This is a genomic window from Kitasatospora sp. NPDC043950, from assembly GCF_056435345.1.
The window spans coordinates 58,212-84,809 of the sequence record NZ_JBWKER010000021.1 but is presented as its reverse complement, the minus strand read 5'-3'; the positions used below and the strand labels follow the sequence as shown (position 1 = coordinate 84,809).

At 73.2% G+C, this 26,598-nt stretch carries 24 protein-coding genes and 1 pseudogene; 11 read left to right on the top strand and 14 right to left on the bottom strand.

The window, feature by feature from the left end:
* The first annotated feature begins 155 nt into the window (after positions 1-155).
* Positions 156-1,097, top strand: a complete 942-nt coding sequence (locus AC07BF_RS16335) for a polysaccharide deacetylase family protein (RefSeq protein ID WP_400986983.1) — start codon at positions 156-158, stop codon at positions 1,095-1,097.
* Positions 1,098-1,146: 49 nt separating this feature from the next.
* Here AC07BF_RS16335 and AC07BF_RS16330 read toward each other — a convergent pair whose 3' ends face one another.
* From AC07BF_RS16330 to AC07BF_RS16310, 5 genes and pseudogenes are all read right to left on the bottom strand, one after another.
* Complete coding sequence (locus AC07BF_RS16330; protein WP_063346419.1) at positions 1,147-1,530, bottom strand: barstar family protein; 384 nt, start codon at positions 1,528-1,530, stop codon at positions 1,147-1,149.
* A 41-nt stretch (positions 1,531-1,571) separates the two neighbouring features.
* Complete coding sequence (locus AC07BF_RS16325) at positions 1,572-2,225, bottom strand: 4'-phosphopantetheinyl transferase family protein (protein ID WP_363581774.1); 654 nt, start codon at positions 2,223-2,225, stop codon at positions 1,572-1,574.
* Positions 2,226-2,409: 184 nt separating this feature from the next.
* Positions 2,410-2,742, bottom strand: a pseudogene (locus AC07BF_RS16320) (hypothetical protein); the annotation flags it as partial.
* A gap of 114 nt (positions 2,743-2,856) precedes the next feature.
* Positions 2,857-4,152: an ROK family transcriptional regulator gene (locus tag AC07BF_RS16315; RefSeq protein WP_478333519.1), complete on the bottom strand. Its 1,296-nt coding sequence runs from the start codon at positions 4,150-4,152 to the stop codon at positions 2,857-2,859.
* A 115-nt stretch (positions 4,153-4,267) separates the two neighbouring features.
* A complete protein-coding gene (locus AC07BF_RS16310; RefSeq protein WP_363581778.1) occupies positions 4,268-5,218 on the bottom strand; it encodes a TauD/TfdA dioxygenase family protein in 951 nt (316 codons plus the stop codon).
* Positions 5,219-5,795: 577 nt separating this feature from the next.
* Here AC07BF_RS16310 and AC07BF_RS16305 point away from each other — a divergent pair.
* Positions 5,796-6,119, top strand: a complete 324-nt coding sequence (locus AC07BF_RS16305) for an SDR family oxidoreductase (RefSeq protein WP_363581780.1) — start codon at positions 5,796-5,798, stop codon at positions 6,117-6,119.
* 25 nt (positions 6,120-6,144) lie between these two features.
* Positions 6,145-6,954: an SMP-30/gluconolactonase/LRE family protein gene (locus AC07BF_RS16300; RefSeq protein WP_478333518.1), complete on the top strand. Its 810-nt coding sequence runs from the start codon at positions 6,145-6,147 to the stop codon at positions 6,952-6,954.
* Positions 6,955-6,996: 42 nt separating this feature from the next.
* Here AC07BF_RS16300 and AC07BF_RS16295 read toward each other — a convergent pair whose 3' ends face one another.
* On the bottom strand, positions 6,997-7,191 hold the full coding sequence (locus AC07BF_RS16295; RefSeq protein WP_478333517.1) for a hypothetical protein: 195 nt from the start codon (positions 7,189-7,191) through the stop codon (positions 6,997-6,999).
* A 261-nt stretch (positions 7,192-7,452) separates the two neighbouring features.
* Between AC07BF_RS16295 and AC07BF_RS16290 the strand changes: the two genes are divergently transcribed.
* Positions 7,453-7,938, top strand: coding sequence for a cysteine/serine endopeptidase inhibitor (locus tag AC07BF_RS16290; protein WP_478333516.1), 486 nt, complete (start codon positions 7,453-7,455; stop codon positions 7,936-7,938).
* A 101-nt stretch (positions 7,939-8,039) separates the two neighbouring features.
* Here AC07BF_RS16290 and AC07BF_RS16285 read toward each other — a convergent pair whose 3' ends face one another.
* Positions 8,040-9,197, bottom strand: coding sequence for a serine hydrolase domain-containing protein (locus AC07BF_RS16285; RefSeq protein ID WP_478333528.1), 1,158 nt, complete (start codon positions 9,195-9,197; stop codon positions 8,040-8,042).
* 919 nt (positions 9,198-10,116) lie between these two features.
* Between AC07BF_RS16285 and AC07BF_RS16280 the strand changes: the two genes are divergently transcribed.
* From AC07BF_RS16280 to AC07BF_RS16255, 6 genes are all read left to right on the top strand, one after another.
* A complete protein-coding gene (locus AC07BF_RS16280; RefSeq protein WP_400803131.1) occupies positions 10,117-10,593 on the top strand; it encodes a flavoprotein in 477 nt (158 codons plus the stop codon).
* Positions 10,594-10,696: 103 nt separating this feature from the next.
* Complete coding sequence (locus tag AC07BF_RS16275) at positions 10,697-12,085, top strand: NAD(P)/FAD-dependent oxidoreductase (RefSeq protein ID WP_478333527.1); 1,389 nt, start codon at positions 10,697-10,699, stop codon at positions 12,083-12,085.
* Positions 12,086-12,278: 193 nt separating this feature from the next.
* On the top strand, positions 12,279-13,247 hold the full coding sequence (locus AC07BF_RS16270; protein ID WP_400803129.1) for a DUF6528 family protein: 969 nt from the start codon (positions 12,279-12,281) through the stop codon (positions 13,245-13,247).
* Between the two features lie 252 nt (positions 13,248-13,499).
* Positions 13,500-13,835 carry a hypothetical protein gene (locus AC07BF_RS16265; protein WP_478333515.1) on the top strand — a complete coding sequence of 112 codons (336 nt, stop codon included), beginning with the start codon at positions 13,500-13,502 and terminating at the stop codon, positions 13,833-13,835.
* Positions 13,832-14,443: an acyl-CoA thioesterase gene (locus tag AC07BF_RS16260; protein ID WP_363628367.1), complete on the top strand. Its 612-nt coding sequence runs from the start codon at positions 13,832-13,834 to the stop codon at positions 14,441-14,443. The genes AC07BF_RS16265 and AC07BF_RS16260 overlap by 4 nt, the downstream gene beginning before the upstream one ends.
* Before the next feature lie 358 nt (positions 14,444-14,801).
* A complete protein-coding gene (locus tag AC07BF_RS16255; protein WP_079135401.1) occupies positions 14,802-15,278 on the top strand; it encodes a DUF2267 domain-containing protein in 477 nt (158 codons plus the stop codon).
* On the opposite strand, the gene manA is transcribed toward AC07BF_RS16255, so the two are convergent.
* The 7 genes from manA to AC07BF_RS16220 all read right to left on the bottom strand — a co-directional run bounded on the left by manA (position 15,161) and on the right by AC07BF_RS16220 (position 25,174).
* Positions 15,161-16,420 carry a mannose-6-phosphate isomerase, class I gene (gene manA / locus AC07BF_RS16250; RefSeq protein WP_478333514.1) on the bottom strand — a complete coding sequence of 420 codons (1,260 nt, stop codon included), beginning with the start codon at positions 16,418-16,420 and terminating at the stop codon, positions 15,161-15,163. The genes AC07BF_RS16255 and manA overlap by 118 nt on opposite strands.
* Positions 16,421-16,444: 24 nt before the next feature.
* Entirely contained in the window at positions 16,445-17,395 is a 951-nt protein-coding gene (locus tag AC07BF_RS16245; protein ID WP_478333513.1) for an ROK family protein, read from the bottom strand.
* 193 nt (positions 17,396-17,588) lie between these two features.
* Entirely contained in the window at positions 17,589-20,630 is a 3,042-nt protein-coding gene (locus AC07BF_RS16240) for an alpha-mannosidase (protein ID WP_478333512.1), read from the bottom strand.
* Between the two features lie 43 nt (positions 20,631-20,673).
* A complete protein-coding gene (locus AC07BF_RS16235; protein ID WP_478333511.1) occupies positions 20,674-21,942 on the bottom strand; it encodes a glycoside hydrolase 5 family protein in 1,269 nt (422 codons plus the stop codon).
* A 76-nt stretch (positions 21,943-22,018) separates the two neighbouring features.
* Positions 22,019-22,909, bottom strand: coding sequence for a carbohydrate ABC transporter permease (locus AC07BF_RS16230; RefSeq protein WP_478333510.1), 891 nt, complete (start codon positions 22,907-22,909; stop codon positions 22,019-22,021).
* A 5-nt stretch (positions 22,910-22,914) separates the two neighbouring features.
* Complete coding sequence (locus AC07BF_RS16225) at positions 22,915-23,787, bottom strand: carbohydrate ABC transporter permease (RefSeq protein WP_363581806.1); 873 nt, start codon at positions 23,785-23,787, stop codon at positions 22,915-22,917.
* A gap of 97 nt (positions 23,788-23,884) precedes the next feature.
* On the bottom strand, positions 23,885-25,174 hold the full coding sequence (locus AC07BF_RS16220; RefSeq protein ID WP_363581808.1) for an ABC transporter substrate-binding protein: 1,290 nt from the start codon (positions 25,172-25,174) through the stop codon (positions 23,885-23,887).
* Positions 25,175-25,344: 170 nt separating this feature from the next.
* Here AC07BF_RS16220 and AC07BF_RS16215 point away from each other — a divergent pair, with 170 nt between their 5' ends.
* Entirely contained in the window at positions 25,345-26,421 is a 1,077-nt protein-coding gene (locus AC07BF_RS16215; protein ID WP_363581810.1) for a LacI family DNA-binding transcriptional regulator, read from the top strand.
* Positions 26,422-26,598 lie beyond the last annotated feature (177 nt).

Genomic DNA, 26,598 nt, shown 5'->3' with positions numbered 1-26,598 from the left:
CCGTGGCGGTGAATCAGGGGTGAGCCGGGGCCCACGGGCGGGGGGCGGCTCGGTGAAGGGGGTCGCCGTCGGCCGGGTCGGCGAGTTGCGGGCGGTGACGAATAGTCCGTTCATATTCATAGCGAGCGGATCGGATCATCGCGGAGGAGACGGGTGTGGCACTGAGTCGGCGGGCGCTGCTGGCGGCGGTGGCCGGGAGCACGCTGGCGGGGTGCGGGCCCTCGGCGGGCGGCGGGGCGGCGGCCCCGGCGGCCTCGGTGGCTTCCGCTTCGGTTTCCGAGGCCGCCGAGGCCTCCGAGGCCTCGGCGATATCGGCGGCGACGCCGTCGGAGCCCCCGACGCCCGCCCCGACCACCCCGACCACCCCGACCGCTGCGCCCGGGCGCCCGGAGCCGACCCGGGCCGAGCTGGTCGCCCGGTACGGCGGCGCCGAGCCGAAGCAGTGGGGGATGGAGGTCACCGGGGTGATCACCGAGCTGCCCGCCGGCGAGATCGCGATGGCGCTCACCTTCGACGCCTGTGGCGGCCCCGGCGGGAACGGGTACGACGCCGACCTGATCGACTTCCTGCGGAAACGTTCCGTCCCCGCCACGCTCTTCCTGAACGCCCGCTGGATCGACGCCAACCCGGACGTGTTCGAGCAGCTCGCCGCCGACCCGCTCTTCGAGATCGGCAACCACGGCACCGTCCACCGCCCGCTCTCGGTCACCGGCCGCTCCGCCTACGGCATCGCCGGCACCGGTGGCGTCGGCGAGGTGTACGACGAGGTCGCGGGCAACGCGCACAAGCTCGCCGGGCTGCTCGGCCGCCCGGTGCGCTTCTTCCGCTCCGGCACCGCGCACTACGACGACGTCGCCGCCCGGGTGGTCGCCGACCTGGGGGAACGCGCCGCGGGCTTCACCGTGAACGGCGACGGCGGGGCGACGCTCAGCGCCGTCGAGGTGCGGCAGGAGATCGCGGCGGCCCCGCCCGGGGCGATCGTGATCTGCCACATGAACCACCCGGGCGGCGGTACCGCCCCCGGGGTGGTGGCGGCGGTGCCGGGGCTGCTGGCGGCGGGGCGGCGCTTCGTCCGGCTGTCGGACGTGATGCGGTGAGGCGCGGGCGTGCCGCGCTGCGGCGACGTGCGCGGACCGCGTTGCGGCGTTAGGCCAGTCGGAGGCCTCCCGGGTGCTCCTCCTCGATGATCCGGACCAGCCAGTCGAACACCGTCGGCCCCTTGCCGGCCCTGGCGGCGGCGAGGTCGGCGCGGACGTGCTCGCGGTTGGCGGGGTGGCAGTGGGCCAGCCGCAGTTCCAGCTGGCGGACCGTCTCGGGGTAGCCGAGGTTGCGCCGGGAGACCGCGTGGTCGCGCCACTCGATCAGGTAGTCGCCGTCCTCGGGGGTGCCGTAGCCGCCGCGCAGGCAGTCGGCGAAGGCGTCGAGGTTCCGGCCGAAGTAGCCGTCGCTGCCGATGGTCTCACCGACCACGTCCCAGAAGTCGTCCAGCGTGTGGATCCGGGTGCCAGCTATCACATAGGTCACGGTCACGGGGTCGAGGATATGCCGAGTGCGGTCGTCGGTGCGCCGGACTACCGGGCGACCGCGATGGCGGTGGCGAGCAGGCCGTCACCGACGGCCCAGCGGCCCTCGAAGCCCTCGATGCGGCGGCCGTTGACGTTCGGGCCGGGGACCAGCAGCCGGGCGGTGAAGGAGCCGTCGGGGGAGAGGACCAGGTCGGCCTCGCTGAAGTCCAGGAACTGCTCGGTGAGCGGGAACCACGCCTTGTACACGGATTCCTTGGCGCTGAACAGGATGCGGTCCCACGGCGTGCCGGGGTGCTCGGCGAGCAGTTCGACGATCCGCTTCCCCTCCTCGGGCAGCGCGATGACGTCCAGGACGTCGTCCGGGAGCGGCAGGGCGGGCTCGGCGTCGATGCCGACCGAGGCGAGGTCGCCGGAGTGGGCGACGGCCGCCGCTCGGAAGCCCTCGCAGTGGGTGAGGCTGCCGACGACGCCGTCGGGCCAGCTCGGGGCGCCGCGCAGGCCGGGGACCAGCGGGCGGTAGGGGATGCCGAGGCGGGTGAGGGCGGTGCGGGCGCAGTGGCGGACGGTGGTGAACTCTCGGCGGCGCTTGGCCACCGCCTGGACGACGGCGGCCTCCTCGGCCGGTTCCAGCCGGGCCTCCGGCGGGTCGTCGTAGGACACCTCGGTCACGACGGCGTCCGGCAGCAGGTCCCCGATCACACGCTCCCCCTCGGTCGGTGCGCGGACGGCCGCCGCGCGGATCGAGCCTAACCCGGGTGGGGGTGGTCCCGGCGGGCCTTCCGGGGAAGATCCACCGGGACCACCCGGAGCATCGGGAGCACCGGGACCACTGAGGCCAACTCGCGGTACTGCTCGGCGCCGTCCAGCGACCGCAGCGGTCGGCCGAGGCCAGGCCCCAGCTGCGCGGGTAGCGCACCAGGCTCTGCGGGCCGCCGATGAGCGCGGCCTCGCGCTCGACGTCCGGGTTCCAGTCGTCGGGCAGGTTCGGGTGGTGGACGAAGCGGCTGAAGTAGCTGCGGGTGCCCTCGGGGAAGTGGCCGGCGGCGAGTTGGCGGGCGAAGCGGCTGCGGCGCAGTTCGTCCCAGCCGCCGTCGTGGCGGCCCCGGTGGCGGCCCCGGTGGCGGGCGGGGTGGAAGAGGCCGGTCAGGCCTTCCAGGGCGCCGTAGTACTGGTCGAAGGCCTGCTGCAGCGGTCAGTTGGTGCGGTCGTCGGCGGCGTAGGGCTCGCGGTGGTGGGGGTCGGCCTGCGGGTCGGTGGGCGGGGCGACGGGCCGGTCGGTGTGCGGGGCGGTCTGCGGGGGGGGGGCTTTCGAGGGCTTTTTGGGCGGGGGCTAGCGGTACCGGGCAGGCGTCGCGGCGAGGGCCCGGACGGGCCGGGCGTACAGCTCGCCGAGCACCGGGGCGCCGGCGGCGACGGCTAGCGCGTCGGGGCCCCGCTGCTGGGCGATCAGCAGGTCGGCGTCCCGGTGCAGGTGTGAGCGGAGGGTGAACTCGGCCCGTACGACGTCGAGATAGGCGGGGTCGAGGACGGCGAAGGTCTCGGTGAGCACCAGCAGATCGGGGTTGACCACGTCCGCGAGCAGGGCGAGGGCGCGGCCGATGGTCCGGGCCCGCTCGCGGACCAGCCGGTCCGCCCGGGGGTCGCCCTGCTGGACGGCGGCGATCAGCTGGGCGCGGTCCGGCTTGGCGGTGATCCCCTCGGCGGCAGCCGCTTCGAACAGGGTGGTGTCGGAGGCTGCGACCGAGAGGCAGCCCCGGCGGCCGCAGTGACAGAGTGCGGCGTCGTCCGCGTCTTCGTCCGCTCTCTCGTCCGCTTGTTGGTCCACTTGCTGGTCCGCTTGTCCGTCCGCGAGCCGGTCCGCGATCGGCAGGTGGCCGAGGTCGCCGGTGGCCGAGGGTGGGCCCTGATGGACCGTGCCCGCGACCGCCAGCGCCGCGTCCACCACATGGCCGACGAACAGCTGCACCATGCTCCGCCGGGCGGCCGGGTGGCCGAACAGGATCTCCGCCTGGGTGAGCGCCCGGGCGTGGTTGTCCACCTGGACGGGCAGGCCGGTGGCGTCCTCCAGCAGCTCCCGCAGCGGCATGTCCCGCCAGCCCAACGGTCCGTGACGGAGCATCAGCCCGCGTTCCGGGTCGACGGCGCCGCCGGTGACGGCGCCCAGGCCGACTACCGTCCGGCCGCCGCGCAGGGCGGCGATCAGCCGGGGCAGTCGCTCCAACAGCGGCTTCAGTACGGCGAATCCGGTCCGGCCCCGGTTGGAGATCTCCTGCCGGTACAGCACCTGCCCGCGCAGGTCGAGCAGTGCGAAGGTGGTGTACGGGACGCCGATGTGCAGTCCGGCCACGGCAAGCCGGTCGGTGTCCACGTCCACCGGCAGCTGCGGGCGGCCCAGCGCCCCGGTGCCGCGCCCGTCCGCCAACTCCCGGCGCTCGCGCAGCAGTCCGAGCCGCACCAGGTCCACCACCTGCCGGGAGACCGCTGACGCGCTCAGCCCGGTCAGAGCGGCGACCCTGCTGCGGGCGATCGGCCCGTGGTCGAGCACCGTGCGCAGCACGGCGGAGGCGTTGGCGTCCCGGCGGTCGTCCCCGGTGCGGACGGGCGGCCGGGCGAGGGTGGTGGTCATGGTGGCGGTACCCGGGTCCTCTGGGTCGGTTGACGGCCGGGTCCTCCCCGGCCGGGTCGGTCGTATCGCGTTCCTCCGGTCGGGACGATCGGCGGTAACGCGTGCCCCGGCCGAGTCAGTTGGCCGTTTCGAGCTCCTCGGCGGGCACCAGGCCGGCCACCCGCGGCGGGTCGGCCGGCTCCAGCAGACGGCTCGGAGCGCCGTCCACGCCGAGCGGCAGGTCGCCGTCCAGGGTGATCCGGCGGACCAGGCGCGGCTCGTCGCCGTAGTCGTTGACCGCGTAGTGCTGGGTGGCCCGGTTGTCCCAGATCGCGACGTCGCCGATCTGCCAGTCCCAGCGGACGGTGTTCTCCAGCCGTTCGACGTAGCGCTGGAACAGGTCGATCAGCGCCCGGCTGTCGGCGCCCGACACGCCCTGGATGCGCTGCGCGAACGCGCCCAGGAGCAGCGACTTCTCCCCGGTGACCGGGTGCACCCGGACGACGGGGTGTTCGGTCTTGAAGGCGGTAGAGACGAAGACGTCGCGGAACAGCCGGGCGATCTCGGCGTTGTCCGCCAGCTCCGGGCGCAGGGCCAGCCGGGCGGCGTAGTCGTAGTCGTTGGTGTGGACGGCCCGCAGGCTCTCGGCCAGGGCTTTCAGCGGTGCGGGCAGGTCCTGGTAGGCGGCCGCGGTGTTGGCCCAGACCGTGCTGCCACCGGCCGGGGGCAGCTCCAGCGAGCGCAGGATCGAGGCCTTGGGGTAGGACGGCACGAAGGTGACGTCGGTGTGCCAGTTGTTGGCCCGCACGCCCTTGGTCGCGTCCAGCTCGAAGATGTAGCGGCCGTCCGCGCTGGGGACGGTCGGGTGGCCGACCGGCTGTCCCAACAGGCGGGCGAACGCCTCGTGTCCGGCGTCGTCCAGGTGCTGCTGGCCGCGGAAGAACAGCACCTTGTGCTGGTGGAGGGCGGCCTCGACGGCGGCCACGGTCTCGGCCGTCAGGTCGCCGCCGAGGCGGACGTCGTGCACGATCGCGCCGATCCGGCCGGCGGCGGGGGTGAGGCGGAGTTCGGTCAGGGCGGTGGTCATGACGGTTCCCCTTCACGGGAAGATGGTGACGGTGAGTGACGCATGGCGGCACCGAGCCGCTCCGCGTACCGGTCGCCGGGCAGGGCAGGGCAGGGCTGAGCGGCGAGGCGGGGCAAGGCCGAGTGGCGGGGCAGGGCGTGCGGGAGGGAGGCCGGTCCGGCGGGACGGACGGTCAGAGGGCGAGCGCACCGCGACAACAGCGGCGCGGGCAGCAGGCGGTGGCCGGGCGCGGGGCGCGGCGGACAGCGGTGTGCATCGGCCCTCCTTCCGGCTCGCCGCGAGTGGGCTCGGCGCTCATCGTGCTGAAGGGCGGGGCTCGCTGTCAATCGTCAACTTGGCTTCTGGGAACGGGTGTTGCCGCCGCGTTGCGGTGTGTTGCGGCGGATGTCGCGGGGGTGGCGGGTGTGCTGCGGGCGGGAGTTCGACCTTGTGACGGGCTCGCGGCGGTTACTAACTTGCGGAGCGGAAGTAAGTTCGGAGCGGGCCGAGGGCGCGCCCTCGGGCCCTGGCGAAGGGGAGGTCGGCGCCCGTGCTGGAACTGCTGCACGCCCGCGCGTCGGCGCGGACCACGTGACGGGTGGCGCGACTGTCCGGTGGTGACGGAGCGTACGGACTGGGCGAGTGCTCCGAGGCCGGCCCGGGCGCGAGCGGGCCAGGGCGGGCCAGGGCGGCGGTCGCTCCCGGCTTCGTCCCGGTGGAGCGCAACCGGCGCGTGTGGACGGATCCGCAGCCGAGCGCCGCGATGCTACGGTCGTCCCCACTGGGGCGGTTCGGCAGTGCGGCCGAGGTCGCGCGGGTGGTCGGCTTCCTGGCGGGCGAGGAATCCTCGATCGTCAGTGGTGTCCGCCTCGCCGTGGACGGAGGAACGACCGCGATGCTGCCCGAAGCCCCGCTGCGCTGACACCTTGTTCGAGGAGGGCCCCGCTGTGCGTGCCGAACCGGTCGCCGACACACCGTACCTGGAGCTGGGCGAGGGCCCGCTGTGGGACCAGTCCGCGCAGCTGCTGCGCTGGATCGGCATCCCCGACCGGCGGGTGCTCACCCTGGACCCGGCCTCGGGCGCGATCGGCTCGGTCGAACTCGACGCCACCCCCGGCACCTTGATGCCGTACGGCGACGGCGGGCTGATGCTCGCCACCGAGCGCGGCTTCGAACGGTTCGATCCGGCCACTGGCCGCACCACGCTGGTCGCCGCCGTCGAGACCGACCGCCCGGACCGCCGGATGAACGACGGCAAGACCGACCCGTACGGCCGACCGGTCGCCGGCTCGATGGGGCGGGGGGAGCCGCGCGAGCCCGGATCGCTGTACCGGCTGGAGCGCGACGGCGGTGTCCGGGCGATCCTCGGCGGGCTCGACATCCCCAACGGCCTCGCCTGGCCGGAGCCCGACCGGCTCTGGCACATCGACACCACCACGCGCCGCATCGCCCTCTACCCCTACCCCGAGCACGGCCCCCTCGGTGAGCGGATCCGCACGCTCGACGTCTCCCACCTGCCGGGTCACCCGGACGGCATGACGCTCGACGCCGACGGCAACCTGTGGGTGGCGTTCTGGGACGGCTGGGCGGTGCACTGCCTCTCGCCCGAGGGCGAGGTGCTGGCGTCGGTCGAGCTGCCGGTGCCGCGCGTCACCAGTTGCGCCTTCGGCGGGCCGGACGGGCGGACGCTCTACATCACGTCCGCCCGGTCCGACCAACACGCGCTGTCCGGCTGCCTGTTCAGCGTCCGGGTGTGAGGGGTCCGGGTCTGGCGGCGCCGGGTTCGAGGGGGCGCGACCCTACTGCCCGAGCAGGCGGGCGAAGTCCAGCCCGAGGCTGCCGAGCACCGGCAGCGCGCCGAGGTCGGTGACGGCGCCGACGGGGATGCTGTAGCCCTGGTTCACCGCGCGGGGCGCGGGCGCGCCGTTGGCGGACACGGCGTTGGCCGGGATCAGGGCGGCGCCGAGGAGCAGGGCGGCGAGTGCGGTGCGCATGGGGCGGGGCCTCCGGGGGTGGGCGTGGTGACCTGTCAACACCCTGCGGCGCGGTGCGGTCACGTATCTTCGCCCCTTCGGCCGTATTGGTAAAGATTCCTGCCTTGTGTTCATGTCAACATGGCGGCGGTCTGGACCATGCCGCCGTCGGGCGCATACGTTCTCTTCACTCGGACGGGCATCGGGCGATCTCGCTGAACCCCCTTGCGGCTTCGGCGACTTCTGCCTGTCATGCCCATGGCTAGAGAACCGGAGGGAACCATGCGCGCCATCAGCAGGAACCTCAGGATCCTCGCGGGCGCCCCGCTCGCGGCCGCCGCCCTCATCGCCCTCACCGCCGGCACCGCCAGCGCGGCGATACCGATCAACACGCCCATGTCCGGCAAGGCCACCTACTACAACGACGCCGGCTACGGCGCCTGCGGCACCCAGATCAACGCCTCCAACCAGATGCTCGTCGCGGTCTCCCACACCTGGTGGACCAGCGCCAACCCCAACAACGACCCCCTGTGTCAGGGCATTTCGGTCAAGGTCAGCTACCAGGGCAAGACCGTCACCGTCCCCGTCCGGGACAAGTGCCCCTCCTGTGACGCCGGCCACCTCGACCTCAGCCAGCCCGCGTTCGCCCAGCTGGCCCCGCTCGGCCAGGGCGTCATCAACGGCCTCACCTGGCAGTTCGTCAAGGCCGGCCTGAACGGCAGGACCGTCGAACTCTCCGAGCCCGTCACCGGCTCCACCATCGGCTGAGACTGCGGATGAGCGACCGTGCCCGCCCCGTGACGCGGGGGCGGGCACGGCCGTCGCCCGGGGTCCGCTTCCGGGCCTGGATGTTTCAGCGTTTCAGCGCCTCAGCGGCAGAGCGCGGCGTCCACGGCGTCGGCGACGCGCTGCTTGACGTCGGCGGAGGGCAGGGTGGTGACGGCGATGTCGGCGGCGCGACCGTCCTCGGTGACACCACCGCGCGTCACGTAGCCCGGGAGCGTGCCGCCGTGGCCCCAGTACACACCGCCGCAGGACAGCGGGCGGCTGGCGAGGCCCAGCCCGTAGCGGCCGCCGGGGCCCATGTACTCGGCGGGGACGGTGACCTGCATCTGGGCGAGCTGGGCCGGGGCCAGCAGCTCGCCGCCGAGCAGGGCGCGGAAGAAGCGGTTCAGGTCGCTGTTCGTGGACACCAGGGCGCCGGCCGTCCAGGCCCAGGACATGTCCTGTTCGGTGACGTCCAGCGGCTGGCCGCCGGGCTCCTCGGTGAAGTAGCCGTGCGGGTGGCGCTCGTGCACCGTCATGTCGCCCTGGGCGGGGAAGTACGTGTGGCGCAGGCCGATGCGGTCGATGACCCGCCGGGTGATCTCCTCGCCGGCGGGCCGCCCGGTGACCTTCTGGATGATCAGACCGGCGATCAGGTAGCCCGTGTTGCAGTACTTCCAGCCCTTGCCGGGCTCGAAGTCGGGCTTCTGGGCGAGCGCGAGGTCGAGCAGGTCGCGCGGCTCGTGGTACTGGGAGAGGCTCTGGTCGGGCAGGAAGTGGGTGTAGTCGGGCAGGCCGCTGGTGTGCTGGAGGATCTGGCGGACGGTGATCTTCCGCCCGTCGATGCGGCTGCCGTCGGCGCCGGTGCCGCGGACGAGGCCCGGCAGGTAGGTGTCGAGGGAGGCCTCCAGATCGACCTTGCCCTCGGCGACGAGTTGCAGGACGACGACGGCCGTGAAGGACTTGGTGTTGCTGCCCGCCCGGACCTGCCCGTCCACGGGCACCGCCGCGCCAGTGGCGAGATCGCCCACCCCGGCCGTGTAGGTGCGGGTGCGCCCGTTCCGGTCCCGCACGGTGGCCAGCGCGCCGGGCACACCGTCCTGCCGGACCAGCGCGTCGAGCCGCTGTTGGACGAGGTCGGCTCGGGGGCCCGCCGCCTGGGCTGCCGGCGCGGCGGCCACGCCGAACAGTAGGGCGCCCGCGGCGACGGCCGCCGCGCTGAGCCGGAGTGGTCGAATCCTGTACGGGGTGGACGGGTTCACGGAGCGTCTCCTCTCGTCGGGCCGGCGCGCCCGGGACCACCAGGGCACCACGCGGCACCGGCGACGGTCGTCCGCGCGCAGGAGGAGCGGGGGCCGAAGCCGTGGTCCTGACGGTCTACGACCTGCGGGGTATGAACGGCGATCCGGCCGGCGCTGTGTGATGGTGTCCGCCCCTGCGCGCCGCAGGGGCGGACACCCGGGGCTTACCTCAACCAGTCGCTCGATCGCCTCGAAGATGTCGGCGTCGGTCTCCTGCTGCCACTTGGGCAGGTCGTTCCAATCCGCGACGTAGCCGGGCTTGGGGCTCTCGATGTGCTTGTGGATCTGGGCGATCCAGCAGAGCGAGACGAAGCGCCCCTTCTGCTCGCGGGAGAGCTTGACGGTCGTCCCGCCGCTCACGGCCACGAAGTCCCGAACCTGCCCGAACACGGCTGCGGCGCAGGGTCGTTCCCAGTCGGGGGTCTCCTCCCAGGAGGCGATGCAGCCGGGCTTCGGCTCTCCGGGGAAGTGCCGCTTCACTCCGGCGATCCACGCCTCCCGGAAGATCCTGCCGTCCTCGGTCATGAGCTGTTCCTTTCCTCATGCGGCGCGCTGGAGCGCCGTAATGTGGTCGTGCAACTCCGCGATCCGGTTGTCGTTGCCGGTACTGATGGCTGCGGGGGAGGACGAGGAGTGCCACCGGGGGCTGGCGTTGGTGCACAAGCTGACGAAGGGGCGTCGGGGAGCCGTGGTTGAGCCGTTCGGGAAGGTCGTGCATGCGGACCTGGTAGTGGGGCGGCCGTGAGGGATGAGAGTGGGATCGCCGACCCGGTGCGGGTGTGGCTAGCGTGTGGGGTCTCCGTGGCCGGGGTGATGATGCTGATCGCGCTCTGGGGGACGGTGATGTGCCAGTGACAGGAACAGCGGGGAGACGAAATTGATGCTCTACGTCGTGGTGTGTGCGGCCGGAGTCGCGGGTGGGGTGGGGGAGTTGGTATCCGCCGCGCAGGGGCGGGGGTGGGAGGTGGGCGTGGTGGCGACTCCGCGGGCGATGGGGTTCATCGACGAGGAGGAGCTGGTGGCGCGGACGGGGTATCCGATCCGTTCGGCCTGGCGGAAGCCGGGGGATCCGCGGCCGTTGCCGGATCCGGATGCGGTCGTGGTCGCCCCGGCGACGTTCAACACGATCAACAAGTGGGCGGCGGGGATCTCGGACACCCTGGCGCTCGGCATCCTCTGCGAGTCGTACGGGTGGGGCGTCCCGGTGGCGGTGCAGCCCTGTCTGAGCGCGGCGCAGGCGGCGCATCCGGCGTACGGGGAGAGCCTGGCCAGGCTGCGGAGCATGGGTGTGCGGATCGCGGAGTTCACACCGGGGGCGTACAGCTGGACGCGGGTGCTGGAGCTGCTGGCGGTCTGACAGGGTGGCTGGCCGGGCGGGGGGATCTTGGCAGTGTGGGGGTGTTCCGGCGTGACCGGTGCGGCGTAGCGTCCGGGCAGGTCGGCGACGGGTGTGGGAGGTTCTGGTGGCGGTCAACGGCGAGGTGTCGTTCTGGTACGCGGCGAGCGGGCTGCCGGAGCCGGGGCCGGCGTTGCCCGGGAGCGCGGATGTGGACGTGTGCGTCGTCGGCGGCGGGTACACCGGGCTGTGGACGGCGTACTACCTGAAGAAGGCGGAGCCGTCGCTGCGGATCGCGGTGCTGGAACGCCGGTTCTGCGGCTACGGCGCCTCGGGCCGCAACGGCGGGTGGCTGTACAACGGTTTCGCGGGCCGGGGCGCGTTCGCGAAGCGGTACAGCCCGGGTGCGGCGGCGGCGATGCAGCGGGCGATGGACGAGGCGGTCGGGGAGGTCGTGGACGTCGCCGCCGCCGAGCGGATCGACGCGCACATCGTGCGTGGCGGGGTGCTCGAAGTCGCCAGGAACAGAGCCCAGTTGGAGAGGCTCAAGGCTTTCGCCGCCGCCGAGCGGGCGTACGGCGAGGGCCGCGTCGAGCTGCTGGGCGCCAAGGAGGCCGCCGACCGGATCGCCGTCGCGGGCGCCCTCGGCGGCACCTGGACGCCGTACGGTGCGCGGATCCAACCGGCCGAGCTGGTACGCGGGTTGGCGCGGGTGGTGCGGGACCTCGGGGTGGCGGTGCACGAGGGGACGGCGGTGACGGCGATCCTGCCGGGCACCGCGTTCGCCCGGCCGCGCGCGGTGACGCCGCAGGGCACGGTGACCGCCGAGTACGTGCTGCGCGCCACCGAGGGGTTCACGGCCGGCCTGCGCGGCGAGCGGCGGACCTGGCTGCCGATGAACTCGGCGATGATCGCCACCGAGCCGCTGCCGCCCGCCTTCTGGGCGGACGCGGGCTGGCAGGGCCGCGAGGTGCTGGGCGACTTCGCGCACGCCTACATGTACGCGCAGCGCACCGTGGACGACCGGATCGCGCTGGGCGGCCGGGGCGTGCCGTACCGGTTCGGCTCGCGGACGGATGCGGACGGCGGCACCCAGGTGGAGACCGTGCGCCAGCTCCGGCAGATCCTGAACCGCTTCTTCCCGGCGGCCGCGAGCGCCCGGATCGACCACGCCTGGGCGGGCGTGCTCGGCGTCCCCCGGGACTGGTGCGCCACCGTGGAGCTGGACCGTGCGAGTGGCCTCGGCTGGGCGGGCGGGTACGTCGGCAGCGGGGTGACCACGACGAACCTGGCGGGCCGGACCCTGCGCGACCTGGTCCTCGGGCGGGACACCGGGCTGACCGGGCTGCCCTGGGTGGGCCACACCGTGCGCCGCTGGGAGCCCGAGCCGCTGCGCTGGATCGGGGTGCACGCGATGTACGCGGCCTACCACGCGGCAGACCGCCAGGAGGCGGGCGGACGGGCCACCACCTCGCCGATCGCCCGCGTCGCGGACGTCGTCTCCGGGAGGTAGCGAACGCGGCTGCGCGGGTCCGGGCGTGAGGGAGGGCGCCCGCGCGGATCCGGACGGTGGCGAGCACGGTGGCGGATCCGGACGGTGGCGAACACGGTGGCGGATTCGCCACCCCGGATCCGCCACCGCGCTCGCCACGGCCGTTCGGACGCTCCGCCGTGCAAAGCGGCCCGGGAGCAAGCACGGTGGGGGCGTGCTGAGGAGAACGCTGGTGGCCCTGTGCGCTCTGTGCGTCCTGCTGTTCTGCGTGCCGGCGACCGGCGCGCAGGCCAGGTCGCCCGGGTGGGCGGTCGTGGTGGTGGACCAGGAGTCCCGTAGCGTCCTGGTGCTGCAGAGCGCCGAGGAGCTGATGGCCTACCGGGGCCCGGGGCGGCTGCCGGTCGTGTGGGGCTGGAGCGCCGACCGGGCGGCCGGGCTCGCGGACCTGACGCCCGCGCGGAGCTGGACGAATCCGGACGAGGCGAAGAGCCGGGTGCGGCAGGGCCGGCGCTACCTGCTGACCACCGCCTCCGGCGGCCTGGCCGCCGTCGTGGACACCACCACCGGCGCGACCCGCTGGGCGGCGGACCTGGGCGGGGCGGCCAATCCGCACAGCATCGAGCTGCTGCCGGACGGCAACGTCGCGGTCGCGGCGAGCGGCGGCGGGTGGGTGCGGCTGTACGCGGCCTCGCAGGGGCCGCGCGCCACCGCCCACGCAGGCTACCCGCTCCCGGGCGCGCACGGCGTGCACTGGGACGGCCGGACGGGCCTGCTCTGGGTGCTCGGCGACGACGTGCTGACCGCGCTGCGGGTGGGCGGGACCCCGGCGGCGCCCACCCTGACCGCCGTCCGCTCGACGCCGCTGCCCGACCACGGCGGGCACGACCTCGCGCCGGTGCTGGCCGAGCCCGGACGGTTCTGGGTGAGCACGCTGACCGGCCTGTGGCGGTACGACCCGGCGGCCGACCGCTTCACCGCCGTGCGGCTGGGCGACCCCGCAGCCGTCCGGGATGTGAAGAGCGTCGGGGACGAGCCCGGCACCGGACGGCTGCTGACCGTGGCCCCCGACCACAGCGGGCCGTGTTCCTGGTGCACCTCGGTGATCACCCTGCACCGGCCGGACGGGACGCGGATGCTGCGCGGGACGCATCTCTACAAGGCGAGGTGGTGGGGAGGCTGGTAGCAGATCCGCGACGTGCAGGTGTCGGTTTCGGGGTTCGGGTCGGCGATGCCACCCGTTCTGCCGACGGCATTCGGATGATGGGGCATATTGTGTACCCCGCCAAACTACTCCAATAGGAGTGAGTTTCCCGTCGCCGTCCGTAAACCATCCGTCGACCGTGTCGGCTGGGATAGCGTCGAAGGCGTCGGGGGGCCGACACCGATTCGGTGTATTCGAACACTAGTTACCGGGCCGTAATGGCCGGAATGAGTCATGGAGAAAAACGTGTCGAATTTGATGCCGGAAAACATGCCGGAGAAAATGCCGGACACCGTCGACGACCTGCAACTCGCGGCGGAATCGCTGGCCGCTTTCCCGGCCCGGGGCGCGGCCGTCGGCGCCGATGTCACCGAGCGCCTCGCGGCGGTCGCCGAACTCTGCCGGTCGGTCGACGCGGTGCTCGACAGCCTGGTCGTCCAGGTCGCCGCGGAAGCGGCCGAGGAGGGTTGGACGGCGGCCCGGATGGCGGCGGAACAGTCCGGTTACTACGCGAGGTTGCGCCGGGCACTGCTCCCCGCCGCGACCGGCGTCGGGCTGACGCAGCAGTGAGCGCGCTGCACCCGGGCGTGCACGTGCTGTCCTGCCCCACCCGGTGGAGCGACGTCGACGAGAACGGGCACATCAACAACGCCCGGCTGGTCGGCTACGTCCAGGAGGGGATTTACGACATGTTCTGCCACCACGAGACCGCCGTCCGGGACGCCCTGTTCCCGTCCGGATTCATTATCGCGCGGCACGAGATCGATTTCCTGGAGCAGTTGTACCACCGGCCCGAGCCCTTGTCGGTGCAGTTGACGGTTGAACGGATCGGGCGGAGTTCCACGCATGTCGTGGTGAATGTCTGCCGTGACCCGCTCACCTTTATGCGGGCCAGGACCGTGGTGGTCGCGCGGGACCGTGAATCCGGCCGCTCGCGCAAACTCAGTTCGAACGAGCGGCGTTTTCTCGAGGCGTTTATGCCGGATGCCGTGCAGGCCGTCGCGGTCCCGCCGGCCGCGCCGGCGGTGTCCACCGCGCCAGCTGTGTCCACCGTGCCCGCTGTGCCCGCCGCACCGGCCGTGCCGGTCACGGCGCCTCCGCCGCAGCGCGTGGCGGCCCGCTCGGGCGCCGCTCTGCCGCACCGCACCCGCAGACGGTGTCGGGCGTCGGTGGCCTGACACCCGGTCCCCTGGTGGCCCCGCGCCGGGCAGGGCGCGGGCCGGCGGCGTGATCGACAACGGCGTCGATCCGTCCGGCCGGTCTCCCTGCCGCCGTGCCGCCGTGCCGCAGTACGCTGAGCAGCACGGGTACCGGCGAACCCCAGGCGGTCACGGGCCGTGACGGCGCAGCCGACCGGACCTCGCCGCCACCAGCCGTCCGCCACGGGCCGTCCGCCACACCAGCCGTCCGCCGCCTCCGGGCCTCCGGGCCTCCGGGCCACCGGGCCAGGGATCGTCCGCGAGAGGGCCGGCGGCTCTCGGCCTCCGGCTTCCGGGCGGAGCGCAGCCGGTTCCCGCCGACCGGAAGGAGGACGCGATGACCATCTCCCCGGAGGACTTCCGCGCCCGCGTCGTCGACTGTGGGGAGTACCCGAGCGAGGCGGAGGCGGAGCACGCCATCCGGGTCGTGCTCGCGCTGCTCGGTGAGCACCTGGTCGGGGCCGAACGGGCCGAGCTCGCCGACGCGCTGCCCGAGGCGTACGCCCCGCTGCTGCGCGATGCCGGGCCCGCCGCCGAACCGCTGACCGCCGAGCGCTTCGTGCGCGGCGTGGTCGGCTGGATCGACGGCGCGACCGAGGCGACCGGGCCGTGGGACATCGGGGCCGTGCTCGGCACCCTCGCCGACCTGGCCCCGGGGGAACTGGTCGACCGCGTGGTCGAGCAGCTCCCGGACGGCTACGACCTGCTGTTCGGCCACCCGGTGCCGGCCTGGGCCGGCGCGCCGGTGGTGGCCCGGAACAGCTCCGCACCCCGGCCGGTCAGCTCGACCGGTCCGGCGCCCGGCCGCAGGTAGACGGACGCGCCCCGGGGGAGGTCGAGGTCCGCGAAGCCGGGGGCGTGCAGTCGGGCGCGGCCCTCGACGCACAGCAGGATCTGCGGGGTGGGCAGCTCGGCGCGGACGGCGGCCGGGCCGGGGCGCAGCCGGGAGAGCCTGAACTCCTCGGCGGGGGAGGGGAATTCGTCCTCGAATCGGTCGCCTGGGAGTGCCGTGAGGACCTGCGGTTCATCGGTGCGGAAGGACGTGACCGCCAGCAGGCCGTCGACGTCGACGTGCTTGGGGGTGAGCCCGCAGCGCAGCACGTTGTCCGAGTTGGCCATCAACTCCACGCCCACGCCCCGGAGATAGGCGTGCGGAACCCCGGCGTCCAGGTAGAGGGCCTGGCCCGCCGTGAGCCGGACGTGGTTGAGCAGCAGTGCGGCGATCAGGCCCGGGTCGCCGGGGTACTGCGCGGCGGCGCGGGCGTAGCCGGCGCAGGCCTCGGCGAACGGGCCGCCCTCGGCCGCTAGCCGGTGCAACGCCCTGGTGACGTCGCCGAGTTGGGTGCGGGTCGGCCGGACCTCGGCCAGGACCCGGCGCAGCAGCGCGGGCAGGGCCTCGGCGGCGGGGTGCGCGCGCAGGTCGTCCGCCCAGGGGGCGAGCAGCGGGACGGCGAGCGCGTCCAGCAGCCGGGCCGTGTCGGCGGCCGGGCGGAAGCCGCACAGTGCTTCGAAGTCCCCGAGGGCGCAGATGAGTTCGGGCTTGTGCCCGGGGTCCTTGAAGACCCGTTCGGGTGCGTCGAGCGGGACGCCGCGAGCCTCCTCGGCCGCGTACCCGGCCGCCGCCTGGGTCCGGGTCGGGTGGACCTGGAGGGAGAGCGCCCGGTCGGCGGCGAGCACCTTGAACAGGAACGGCAGCGTCGGGCCGAACCGCCCCACGGTGTCCGGCCCGAGCATGGCGTTCGGGTACCGCTGGATGAGTTCGTCCAGCGGCTGCGGCCCGCCGGTGCCGTCCGGAGCCAGCAGCTCGGAGGGTGCCGACGGGTGTGCGCCCATCCACAGTTCGGCCTGCGGGGCGCCGGTCGGCGCGGTGCCGGTCAGCGCGGGGATGGCGGTGGGCGAGCCCCACGCGTACGGGCGGACCGGGTTGTGGAGCAGGGCGAAGGGCGGGAGCGACATGGCGCGGCCTCCGAGGGGTTCGGGTCAGCGGCAGAGCGCGGCCGCGCCGATCAGCCCGGCATCGGTGCCGAGTTCGGCGCGGCGGACGTCGAGGCCGCGGATGTAGGACAGCGTGGCGTAGCGGTCGAGGTGGCGGGCGAGCGGTGCGAACAGGACGTCGCCGGCGGTGGCGACGCCGCCGCCGACCACCACCCGGTCGAGGTCGACCAGGGCCGCGGTGGCGGCGATCCCGGCGGCGAGGGCCTGGGCGGCGCGGTCGAAGGAGGCGAGCGCGACCGGGTCGCCCGCCTCGGCGTCGGCGGCGACGGCCCGGGCCGAGCGGTCCTCCCCGGCCGGGCGCCAGCCCTCGGCGAGGGCCCGGCGGGCGATGGCGGTGCCGCTGGCGAGGCCCTCCAGGCAGCCGCGCGAGCCGCACGGGCAGGGCTCGCCGTCCAGGTCGACGCTGATGTGGCCGAGGTGGCCGGCGTTGCCGCTGGGCCCGGGGCGGACGGCGCCGTCGAGCACCAGCCCGGCGCCGACCCCGGTCGACACCACCAGGCACAGCGCGTTGGCCGCGCCCCGGGCGGCGCCCTGCCAGTGCTCGGCGGCGGCCATCGCGACGCCGTCCCCGGCCAGTTGGACGGGCAGCCGCCGGGCGGCCACCGCCGGGTGCGCGGCGACCTCGGCGACCAGCGGGAAGTCGTGCCAGCCGGGGATGTTGACGGGGCTGACGGAGCCGGCGACGAGGTCGACCGGGCCGGCGCTGCCGATCCCGACGGCCGTCACGGCGGACCAGTCGGCGGTGCGGGCGAGCCGGTCCAGCACCTCGTGCACGACGGCGAGCACGGCCGCGCCCGGCTCCCGGGCCGGGGTGGGCAGTTGGTGCCGGTGCCGCAGCCGCCCGTGGCCGTCGACCAGCGCCCCGGCGATCTTGGTGCCGCCGATGTCCACGGCGGCGAACAGCGGGGTGGCGGCGGGCGGCGGGGTGAGGGTCATCGCGGCGGGCTCCAGGCGGGTTCGGGCGGGGGCGGCGCCCCGGCGGGCGGGCCGGGGCGCCGATCAGCGTAGTGCGGCATGCGGGGCGCGGCGGGCGGGGTGCGAGACCCCGAACGGCGGCCCCGAACAGCGAGACCCCGAACAGCGGGTCCCCGAAACGGCGGGTCCCCGCCCGCCCGTCAGCCGGCGGTGCTCAGCCCGCCGCGCTCAGACGCAGCGTGACCAGCTCGAACGGCCGCAGCGCCAGCCGCACCGCGCCGTCCTCCACGGCCACCTCGCCGCGGGTGCCGTCCCAGGGCCGCTCCAGCAGGTCGCAGGGGACGGCACCGGCCAGCGGGTAGGAGGTGGTGAGCAGGCCCCGGGCGCGGCCGCCACCCGCCTCGTAGACCCGGACGATCAGGTCGCCGCTGCGGTCGTCGGCGAGCTTGACCGCGCTGACCACCAGCGCGTCGTTGTCCAGCTGCACCAGCGGCGCGACCTGCTCGGCGGTGCCGGTGACGCGCCGCTCGGGCAGGCCGATCCGGTAGCCCTCGCGGACGGCGTCGCCGATCGCCGCACCCGGGACGAGGGCGTGCCGGAAACGGTGCAGGCCCTGGTCGGTCTTCGGGTCGGGGAAGCGGGGCGCGCGCAGCAGCGAGAAGCGGACCGTGGTGGTGGTGCCGCCGTCGGTGTCGCGCACGGCGCGGGTGACGTCGTGGCCGTAGGTGGAGGCGGTGACGAGGGCGACGCCCCAGCCGGGCTCGTCGAGGTGGACGAAGCGGTGGTTGCAGGCCTCGAACTTGGCGGCGTCCCAGCTGGTGTTGGTGTGGGTGGGCCGGTAGAGGTGGCCGAACTGGGTCTCGGCGGCGTACCGCTCGGTGTGCACGTCCAGCGGGAACGCGGCCTTGAGGAACTTCTCGGTCTCGTGCCAGTCGACCTCGGTGTCGATGTCGAGCCGCTGCTCGCCCGCCCGCAGGGTGAGCGTCTGGACGACGGTGGACGAGCCGAAGGAGCGCGCCACCCGGACGGCGGCCTGGTCGGGGGCGGAGAGCGCCGTCAGCGCGTCCACGGCGGTCAGGTCGGTGACGGTGTTGCGGTAGAACTGGTCGACGTCCCAGGCGTCCCACATGTTGGGGAAGTCCGGGTGCAGCTGGAGCAGGTTGGCCCGGGTGCCGGGGGCGACGGTCTCCCGGCCGCTCGCCACCTCGACCACCGACGCCACCAGGCCGTCGGCGTCCACGACCACGTCCAGCAGCCCGTTGCGCAGCAGGAAGCCGCCCTCGGGCCGCTCGATGACCTCGCAGGCGCCCGAGCCGAGCACGGCCGGGGCAGCCCCGCCGGCCGGGACGGCCGAGCGCGGGTGCGGCGCCGAGTTGAACACCAGCTCGCGCCCGCCGGCGGTGTCCCCGGCGAGGGCCTGCTGGGCGCCGTCGATCAGCGAGTCCAGCTCCGCGGCCAGCGCCGCGTACGTCGCCTCGGCCTCGCGGTGCACCCAGGCGATGGAGGAGCCGGGCAGGATGTCGTGGAACTGGTGCAGCAGGACGGTCTTCCAGATCCGGTCCAGCTGCTCGTACGGGTAGGCCGCGCCGGTGCGCAACGAGGCGGTGGCGCACCAGAGTTCGGCCTCGCGCAGCAGGTTCTCGCTGCGTCGGTTGCCCTGCTTGGTCTTCGCCTGGCTGGTCAGGGTGGCCCGGTGCAGCTCCAGGTAGAGCTCGCCGACCCAGACCGGCGGGTTCGGGTACTCGGCCTCGGCCTTGGCGAAGAACTCGGCGGGCTTCTCCCAGCGGACGGTGGCCGAGCCCTCCAGGTCCTTCATCCGGCCCGCCTTGGCGACCATCTCGCGGGTGGTGCCGCCGCCGCCGTCGCCCCAGCCGGTCGGGGCGAGCGAGTGCCGGGCCACCCCCTTGTCCTTGAAGTTCCGTGCCGCGTGGGCGATCTCGCTGCCCTTCATGGAGCAGTTGTAGGTGTCCACGGGCGGGAAGTGGGTGAAGATCCTGGTCCCGTCGATGCCCTCCCAGAGGAAGGTGTGGTGCGGGAACTTGTTGATCTGGCTCCACGAGATCTTCTGCGTCAGCAGCCACTTGGAGCCCGCGTTGCGGATGATCTGCGGCAGGCCGCCGGTGAAGCCGAAGGTGTCGGGCAGCCACGCCTCGTGGTTCTCCACCCCGAACTCGTCCAGGAAGAACCGCTTGCCGTGCACGAACTGCCGGGCCATCGCCTCCGAGCTGGGCATGTTGGTGTCGGACTCGACCCACATGCCGCCGGCCGGGACGAACCGGCCCTCCGCCACGGCCTTCTGCACCCGGGCGTACACCTCGGGCCGGTGCTCCTTGATCCAGGCGAACTGCTGTGCCTGGGACATGGTGTAGAGGAAGTCCGGCTCGTCTTCCAGCAGCGCGGTCATGTTGGCGGTGGTGCGCGCCACCTTGCGGACGGTCTCGCGCAGCGGCCAGAGCCAGGCCGAGTCGATGTGCGCGTGGCCGATCGCACTGATCCGGTGCGCGGACGGCACGGCGGGCGCGGCCAGCACGTCGGTGAGCTCCGAACGGGCGGCCGCCGCCGTGCCGTTGACGTCCTGGAGGTCGATCGCGTCGAGCGCCCGCTCGACCGCGCGCAGGACGTCCCAGCGGCGGGCGCCGTCCACCGGCAGCTCGGCCATCAGCTCGCCGAGCACCTCCAGGTCGATCACCAGTTGCCAGACCGTCTCGTCGAAGACGGCGAGGTCCATCCTGGTCAGCTTGTACTGCGGCTGGTCGCCGGCGGTGTCCTTGTCGCCCAACTCGGTGGGCAGGAAGGGGTGGTAGTCCAGGATGACCGGGTTGGAGGCCGCCTCGACGTGCAGCAGCACCTGCTCGCCGCCGGCCGCGGGGGCGGCGATGCGCACCCACTGGTTCTGCGGGTTGAGGCCCTTCACCGGGGTGCCGTCCGGGCGGTAGACCAGGCCCTCGCACTGGAAGCCGGGCATGTTGGCGTCGAAGCCGAGGTCGATCAGCGCCTCGACCGTCCGCCCGGCCCAGGCCTGCGGCACGGTGCCGGTCACGGTGATCCAGTTGGTGCCCCACGGCGCGCCCCAGGCGTCGCCGACCGCGATCGGGGTGCGCGGCGCGGCCAGGCCCTCGGCGACCGGGACGGGCTCGCCGGGTGCCGTCCAGATGCCGACCTCCAGCGGGACGGACTCGGGGTAGACGGCCGGGCGGATGCGCTCGTCCAGGACGCGCTTGAGGCGGGACTCGACCAGCGTGCGGTCATCGTGCATGTCAGCGGGCTCCGTTGCGTGACTGAGGGCGGAACAACAGGGGTCAGAGAGAACGTACGTCGTCCGGGTGGACCACCTCGGTGATCCCGCGCGCGGCCAGGTGTGCCTGGTCCTCGGCGTGCTCGGCGAGGACGGTGGTCGGGCGGGCGCCCGCCTCGGCGAGGCGCATGAACGCCTCGTAGACGGCGCCGCCGGGCCCGCAGACCGAGCGCTTGGGCGCGGTCACCTCGTCCCCGGTGGCCACCACCACGGCGGTGGTGCGCGGCTGGGGCGGCTGCCAGGAGCGGCGCGCCTCGGCGGCGGCCTCGGCCAGCCGGGCGCCGGCCGGTTTGACCGCGCGGTCGGTGGTGAGCAGGCCGAGGCTGTACTCCAGCTCGGGGAAGTCGGCCAGCGAGCGGTCCACGTCGTGCGAGCACCACCAGGTGACGCCCCACACGTCCGGGCAGTCGAGTACGGCCTCGACGGTGGCGCCGGTGAACCGGGCGGCGTCCTCGGCGGTGATGTGCGGGGCGGGGGCGCCGACCTCCTGCAGCCAGACCGGGCGGGCCGGGTCGTCCGCCCAGGCCTTGGAGAGCTCGACCAGGTAGGCGGCGTGCTGCGCGGTGGCGGTGGAGTGGGCGCCGTAGCGCTGGGCGGTGCCGTTGAACACCCAGGAGTGTACGGCGGTGGCGGCGCCGATCCGGGCCGAGTGCCAGGGGGTGAACGGGTGTTCGTCCAGGTACCAGGCGGCGTCGTAGGAGGCGTGCAGGTGCATCCGGCCGGGCGCGCCCTGCTCGCAGGCGTCGAGCATCCGGCGCAGCCAGGCGTCGGCCTGCCCGGGGGTGATCCGGTCGGGGTCGGGGTGCGGTTCGCCGGAGAACTGGTTGATCTCGTTGCCGAGCGTCATGCCGAGGAAGTTGGGCCGCTCGTGCAGCGCCTCGGCGAGGGTGCGCAGGTAGGCGGCCTGGCCGTCGAGGACCTCGGGGTCGGTGAAGATGTTCCGCCGGTGCCAGGTCTGCGTCCAGGAGGGCAGGAAGTCGAAGCTCGACAGGTGGCCCTGGAGGCCGTCCACCGCGACGTCCAGGCCGCGTTCGCCGGCCGCGTCCACCAGGGCCGCCAGCTGCTCGACGGCGCGCGGGCGGATCAGGGTGCGGTTGGGCTGGAACAGCGGCCAGAGCGGGAAGACCCGGACGTGGTCCAGGCCGAGTGCGGCGATGGAGTCGAAGTCGGCGCGGACGGCGTCGAGGTCGAAGTCGAGCCAGTGGTGGAACCAGCCGGCGCTGGGCGTGTAGTTGACGCCGAAGCGGGGGCGCTGCGGTGCGGGGTTGCTCATGGGCGGGTGAGTCCTCAACGGGTGTGGGGCGAACGGGCGGTGGGGTCAGGAATCGTCGGACACGTCCGGCCGGGGCCTAACCCTTGACGGCTCCCTCCTCGACGCCCTTGAAGAAGAAGCGCTGGCAGACGCCGAACACCACGACGATCGGCAGGAAGGCGATCATGGTGCCGGCCGCGATCAGCCGCGGGTTCGCGGAGAAGGTGCCGTTGAGGTACTGGAGTCCGACGGTGAGGGTGTACTTCTGCGGGTCGTTGAGCACGATCAGGGGCCAGAGGAAGTCGTCCCAGGCGCCGATGAAGGTGAAGATGACGATCACGCTGAGCATGCCGCGCACGTTGGGCAGGCCGATGTGCCAGAGCCGCTGCCACACGGTGGCGCCGTCGACCAGGGCGGCCTGGTCGAGTTCGAGCGGGACGGCGGCGAAGGCGGTGCGCATCAGCAGTACGTTGAGCATGGCGATCGCGCCGGGCAGGGCGACGCCGGTCAGGGTGTCGGCCAGACCGAGGCCGCGCACCAGCACGTACTGGGAGACGATGGTGACCTCGCCGGGGAGCACCAGGGTGGCGAGGAAGAGGCCGAGGACGAGCTTGGCGCCGCGGAAGCGCAGCCGGGCGAGCGCGAAGCCGGCCAGGGTGCAGCCGACCACGTTGCCGGTGATGCAGATGGCGGCGACGATCAGCGAGTTGAGGGCGTAGGTCCAGACCGGGATGGTCTCGGCGACCTTGCCGTAGTTGCCGAAGGTCAGCTGTTCGGGGATGAAGCTCGGGGTGCTGGTGTAGACGTCCTCGTTGGGACCCTTGAGGGAGGTGGAGAGCTGCCACAGGAACGGCCCTACCACCAGCAGCAGGACGAGCACCAGGAGCAGGTAGCGGCCGGCGGTCTGGGCGGTGGAGGGGGTGTTGAAGCCCCGGGAGCCCTGCGAGCCTTGAGCGCGGCGGACGGCCTTCGAACGGGGGGAGGTCACGGGGTTCAGGCCGCCTTCCGGTTCAGGCGCATCAGCAGCAGCATCGGGCCGAGGGTGATGACGAACAGCATCAGGCTGAGCGCGGAGGCGTAGCCGAGGTGGCCGTTGAAGCCGCGGCTGTACATCTGGATCAGCATCACCACCGACATGTCCCGCCCGCCCGGGCCGCCCTGGCCGTGGGAGAGCACGTACAGCTCGGAGAAGACGCGCAGCGCGCTGACCGAGATGAGGACGGAGACGAGCATCATGGTCGGCCGCACCCCGGGCAGGGTGACGTGCCAGAACCGGCGGATCGGGCTGGCGCCGTCGACGGCCGCCGCCTCGTGCAGTTCGCGCGGGACGTTGGCGAGGGCGGACAGGTAGATGACCATGTAGTAGCCGAAGCCCTTCCAGACGGTCAGGGCGATCGCGCTGAACAGGAGCAGCCAGCGGTCGGTGAGGAAGGCGACCGGGGAGTCGGTCAGACCGGACTGCTGGAGCAGGCCGTTGACCAGGCCGCGGTCGTCCAGCACCCAGCCCCAGATCAGCGCGACCACGACGGCGGAGGCGATGACCGGGGTGTAGAAGGCGGTGCGGAAGAAGGTGATGCCGGGGATCTTGCGCTGGACGAGCAGGGCGAGCAGCAGCGGCAGGATGGTCAGCAGGGGCAGGCAGACCAGCATGAAGACGATGCTGTTGAGCAGGGCGTCTGCGAGTTGTTCGTCGTCGAGCAGGCGCCCGTAGTTCTCCAGGCCGGTGAACTGCCCGCCGCCCAGGGGCTTGGCGTTGGTGAAGGACAGGATCACCGTGTTGACGGCCGGCCAGAGGTTGAAGACGGCCAGCCAGAGTATCGCGGGCCCGGCGAGCAGCCAGGGGGTGAACCAACGCCGGTGGGTCATGCCGTTGCCTTCCTGGGGGTGGTGCGGGTCATTCCCGGGTGCGGCGGGCGGGGGTGGCCCGCCGCTTGACCGGTACGGTCGGGGTGGCGCCTGGCCGTCAGCCCTTGAGCAGCTTGTTGCACTGTTCGACGGCGGAGTCCAGCGCCTGCTTGGAGCTCGCGTCGCCGCTGATGGCCAGCGCGATCTGCTGGTTGACGATGGTGCTCATGGCGTCGTCGACCTGGACGGGCTGGATCAGCTTGGCCTTGGCGAGCGAGTCGAAGGCGACCACCTTGGCGTCGCCGGCGTTGGTGCCGTCGCTCTTGCTGAAGAACGGGTCGTTCGCGGAGGCCTTGGTGGACGGGAAGACGCTGGTCAGGTGGGAGAACGCGGCCTGGTTCTCGGCGCTGGTGACCCAGCGGGCGAGGGCGACGGCGGCGGCCGGGTTCTTGGTGTTCTTCGGGATGGTCAGGCCCTGCACGTACAGCGGCGGGACGCCCATGGTGGGGGAGGAGACCATCTTCGGGGCGATCGTCGGGTTGTCGGTGGCGAGGCTGGTGATGAAGTTGCCGCCGCCGGTGGTCCAGGCGGCCGTGCCCGCGTTGAAGAGCTTGGAGTTGCCGACGTAGGTGTTGGTCAGCACGTCCTTGGGCAGCAGGCCCTCCTTGAAGGCGTCGCGGTACTTGTCGAGCAGCGCGGCGGCCTCGGGGGTGTTGAAGGTGAAGGACTTGCCGTCGTCGGACATGAGCTTCACGCCGGCGTTGTAGAGGTCGCCGAGGCCCGGCTTGCGGCTCATCAGGTAGGTCTGGCCGCCGGACTTCTCCTTCATCGCCCGGGACTGGGCGATCAGGTCGTCCAGGCTGGCGGGGAGCTTCTTCGGGTCCAGCCCGTTCTTCGTCAGGAGTTCCGAATTCCAGTAGTTCACATCGGTGTTGAGGTACCACGGGTAGCCGAAGGTGCCGTTCAGGCCGGTGTAGCGGTAGGCCTCGACGCCGCCCGCGACGTACTCGTCGGCGAGCTTGGGGTCGGCCTTGAGGACGTCCAGCAGGAGGTCCTTCTTGGCCAGCGGGAAGGCGAAGTCCGGCGGGAGGTTGACCACGTCGGGCAGGCCGCCGGACGCGGCCTGGCTGAGCACCTTGTCGGAGTAGCCCTCGCCGGGCTGGTCGAGCCACTCGACCTCGACGCCGGGGTACTTCTTCTTGAAGCCGTCGAGGACGCCCTGCATGTAGTCGGTGAACTTCGGCTTGAGCGCCCAGGTCTGGATCGAGACCTTGCCCTTGACCTCGCCGGTGGCGGCCGCACTCGCCACGCTGTCGCTGTTCTTGCTTTCGCTGGAGCCGAGTCCGCAGCCGGTGAGTGCGGCCGCGGTGAACGCCGTCGTGGTCAGTGCCGCCCAGATTCTTCGCATGAGGGTCTCCCGGTCCTGGGGGTGGGTGGGGGATCGTGCCGAGCTCGGGGGGTGGTTTTGGGTCACGGGGGTGGTGCCGAGTTCCAGAACCTGTCTTACTAAACCGGTCTAGCTATGCCAGGGACTATGCTCCCGCCTAAACTTGGATGTCAAGAGAGGAGTCGGGTTCTGTGGCCAGACCGACGATCGCCGACATCGCGCGCCAGGCCGGTGTCTCCAAGGGCGCGGTGTCCTTCGCGCTCAACGGCCGCCCCGGCGTGAGCGAGGCGACCAGGGCCCGGATCCTGCGGGTCGCCGAGGAGATGAACTGGCGCCCGCACAGCGCCGCGCGGGCCCTCGGCGGAGCCAGGGCCGACGCCGTCGGGCTGGTGATCGCCCGCCCGGCCCGCACCATCGGCGTCGAGCCGTTCTTCAGCCAACTGCTGTCCGGCCTCCAGGCGGTGCTCTCGGCCAGCTCCGTCGCACTGCACCTGATGGTGGTCGAGGACACCGCCGCCGAGATCGAGGTCTACCGGCGCTGGGCCTCCGAGCACCGGGTCGACGGCTTCATCGTCGTCGACCTCCAGGTCCGCGACCCGCGGCTGCCGGTGCTGGACGAACTCGGCCTGCCCGCCGTCATCCTGGGCGGGCCCGGCAAGGGCGGCGGCCCGCTGCGGATCTGGGCCGACGACCGGGAGGCGATGCTCTCCATCGTCGACTACCTGGCCGCCATCGGGCACCACCGGATCGCCCACCTGGCCGGGCTGCCGCACTTCCAGCACACCCAGCGGCGGATCCGCGCGCTGCGCGACGCCTCCCGCCGGCTCGGACTGGAGGAGGCCGTGTCGGTGCCCACCGACTTCAGCGACGCCGAGGGCGCCGCCGCCACCCGCACCCTGCTCTCCCGGCCCCGGCGGCCCACCGCGATCGTCTACGACAGCGACGTGATGGCCGTCGCCGGGCTCGGCGTGGCCGGGGAGATGGGCGTCGCGGTGCCCGCCGAACTGTCCATCGTCTCCTTCGACGACTCGGTGCTGGCCCGGATCGTCCACCCGCCGCTGACCGCGCTGAGCCGGGACACCTTCGCGCTCGGCGAGCAGGTCGCCCGCAGCCTGCTGGCGGCCCTCGACGAGGCTGGCCCGGGGCGCGACCTGCAGATGCCCACACCGCGGCTGACCGTGCGCGAGTCCACCTCGCCGCCGGGGGCCGAGCCACCCGACGGGGTGGTTGCTGCGCGAGTCGTTGACAGCGCTCCTGAACCGGTTTAGGTTCGCTGCGCCGAGCGGCCTCCGCCCGGCGCGCACCCAGGCCCGCACCCTCCGCAGGCCCGCACCCCCGGCGGGCCCGCCGCGGGGGGGGGGGGGGGGGGGGGGGGGGGGGGGGGGGGGGGAGGGGGGGGGGGGGGGGGAGGGGGGGGGAGAAGGGGGGGGGGGGGAGAGGGGGCG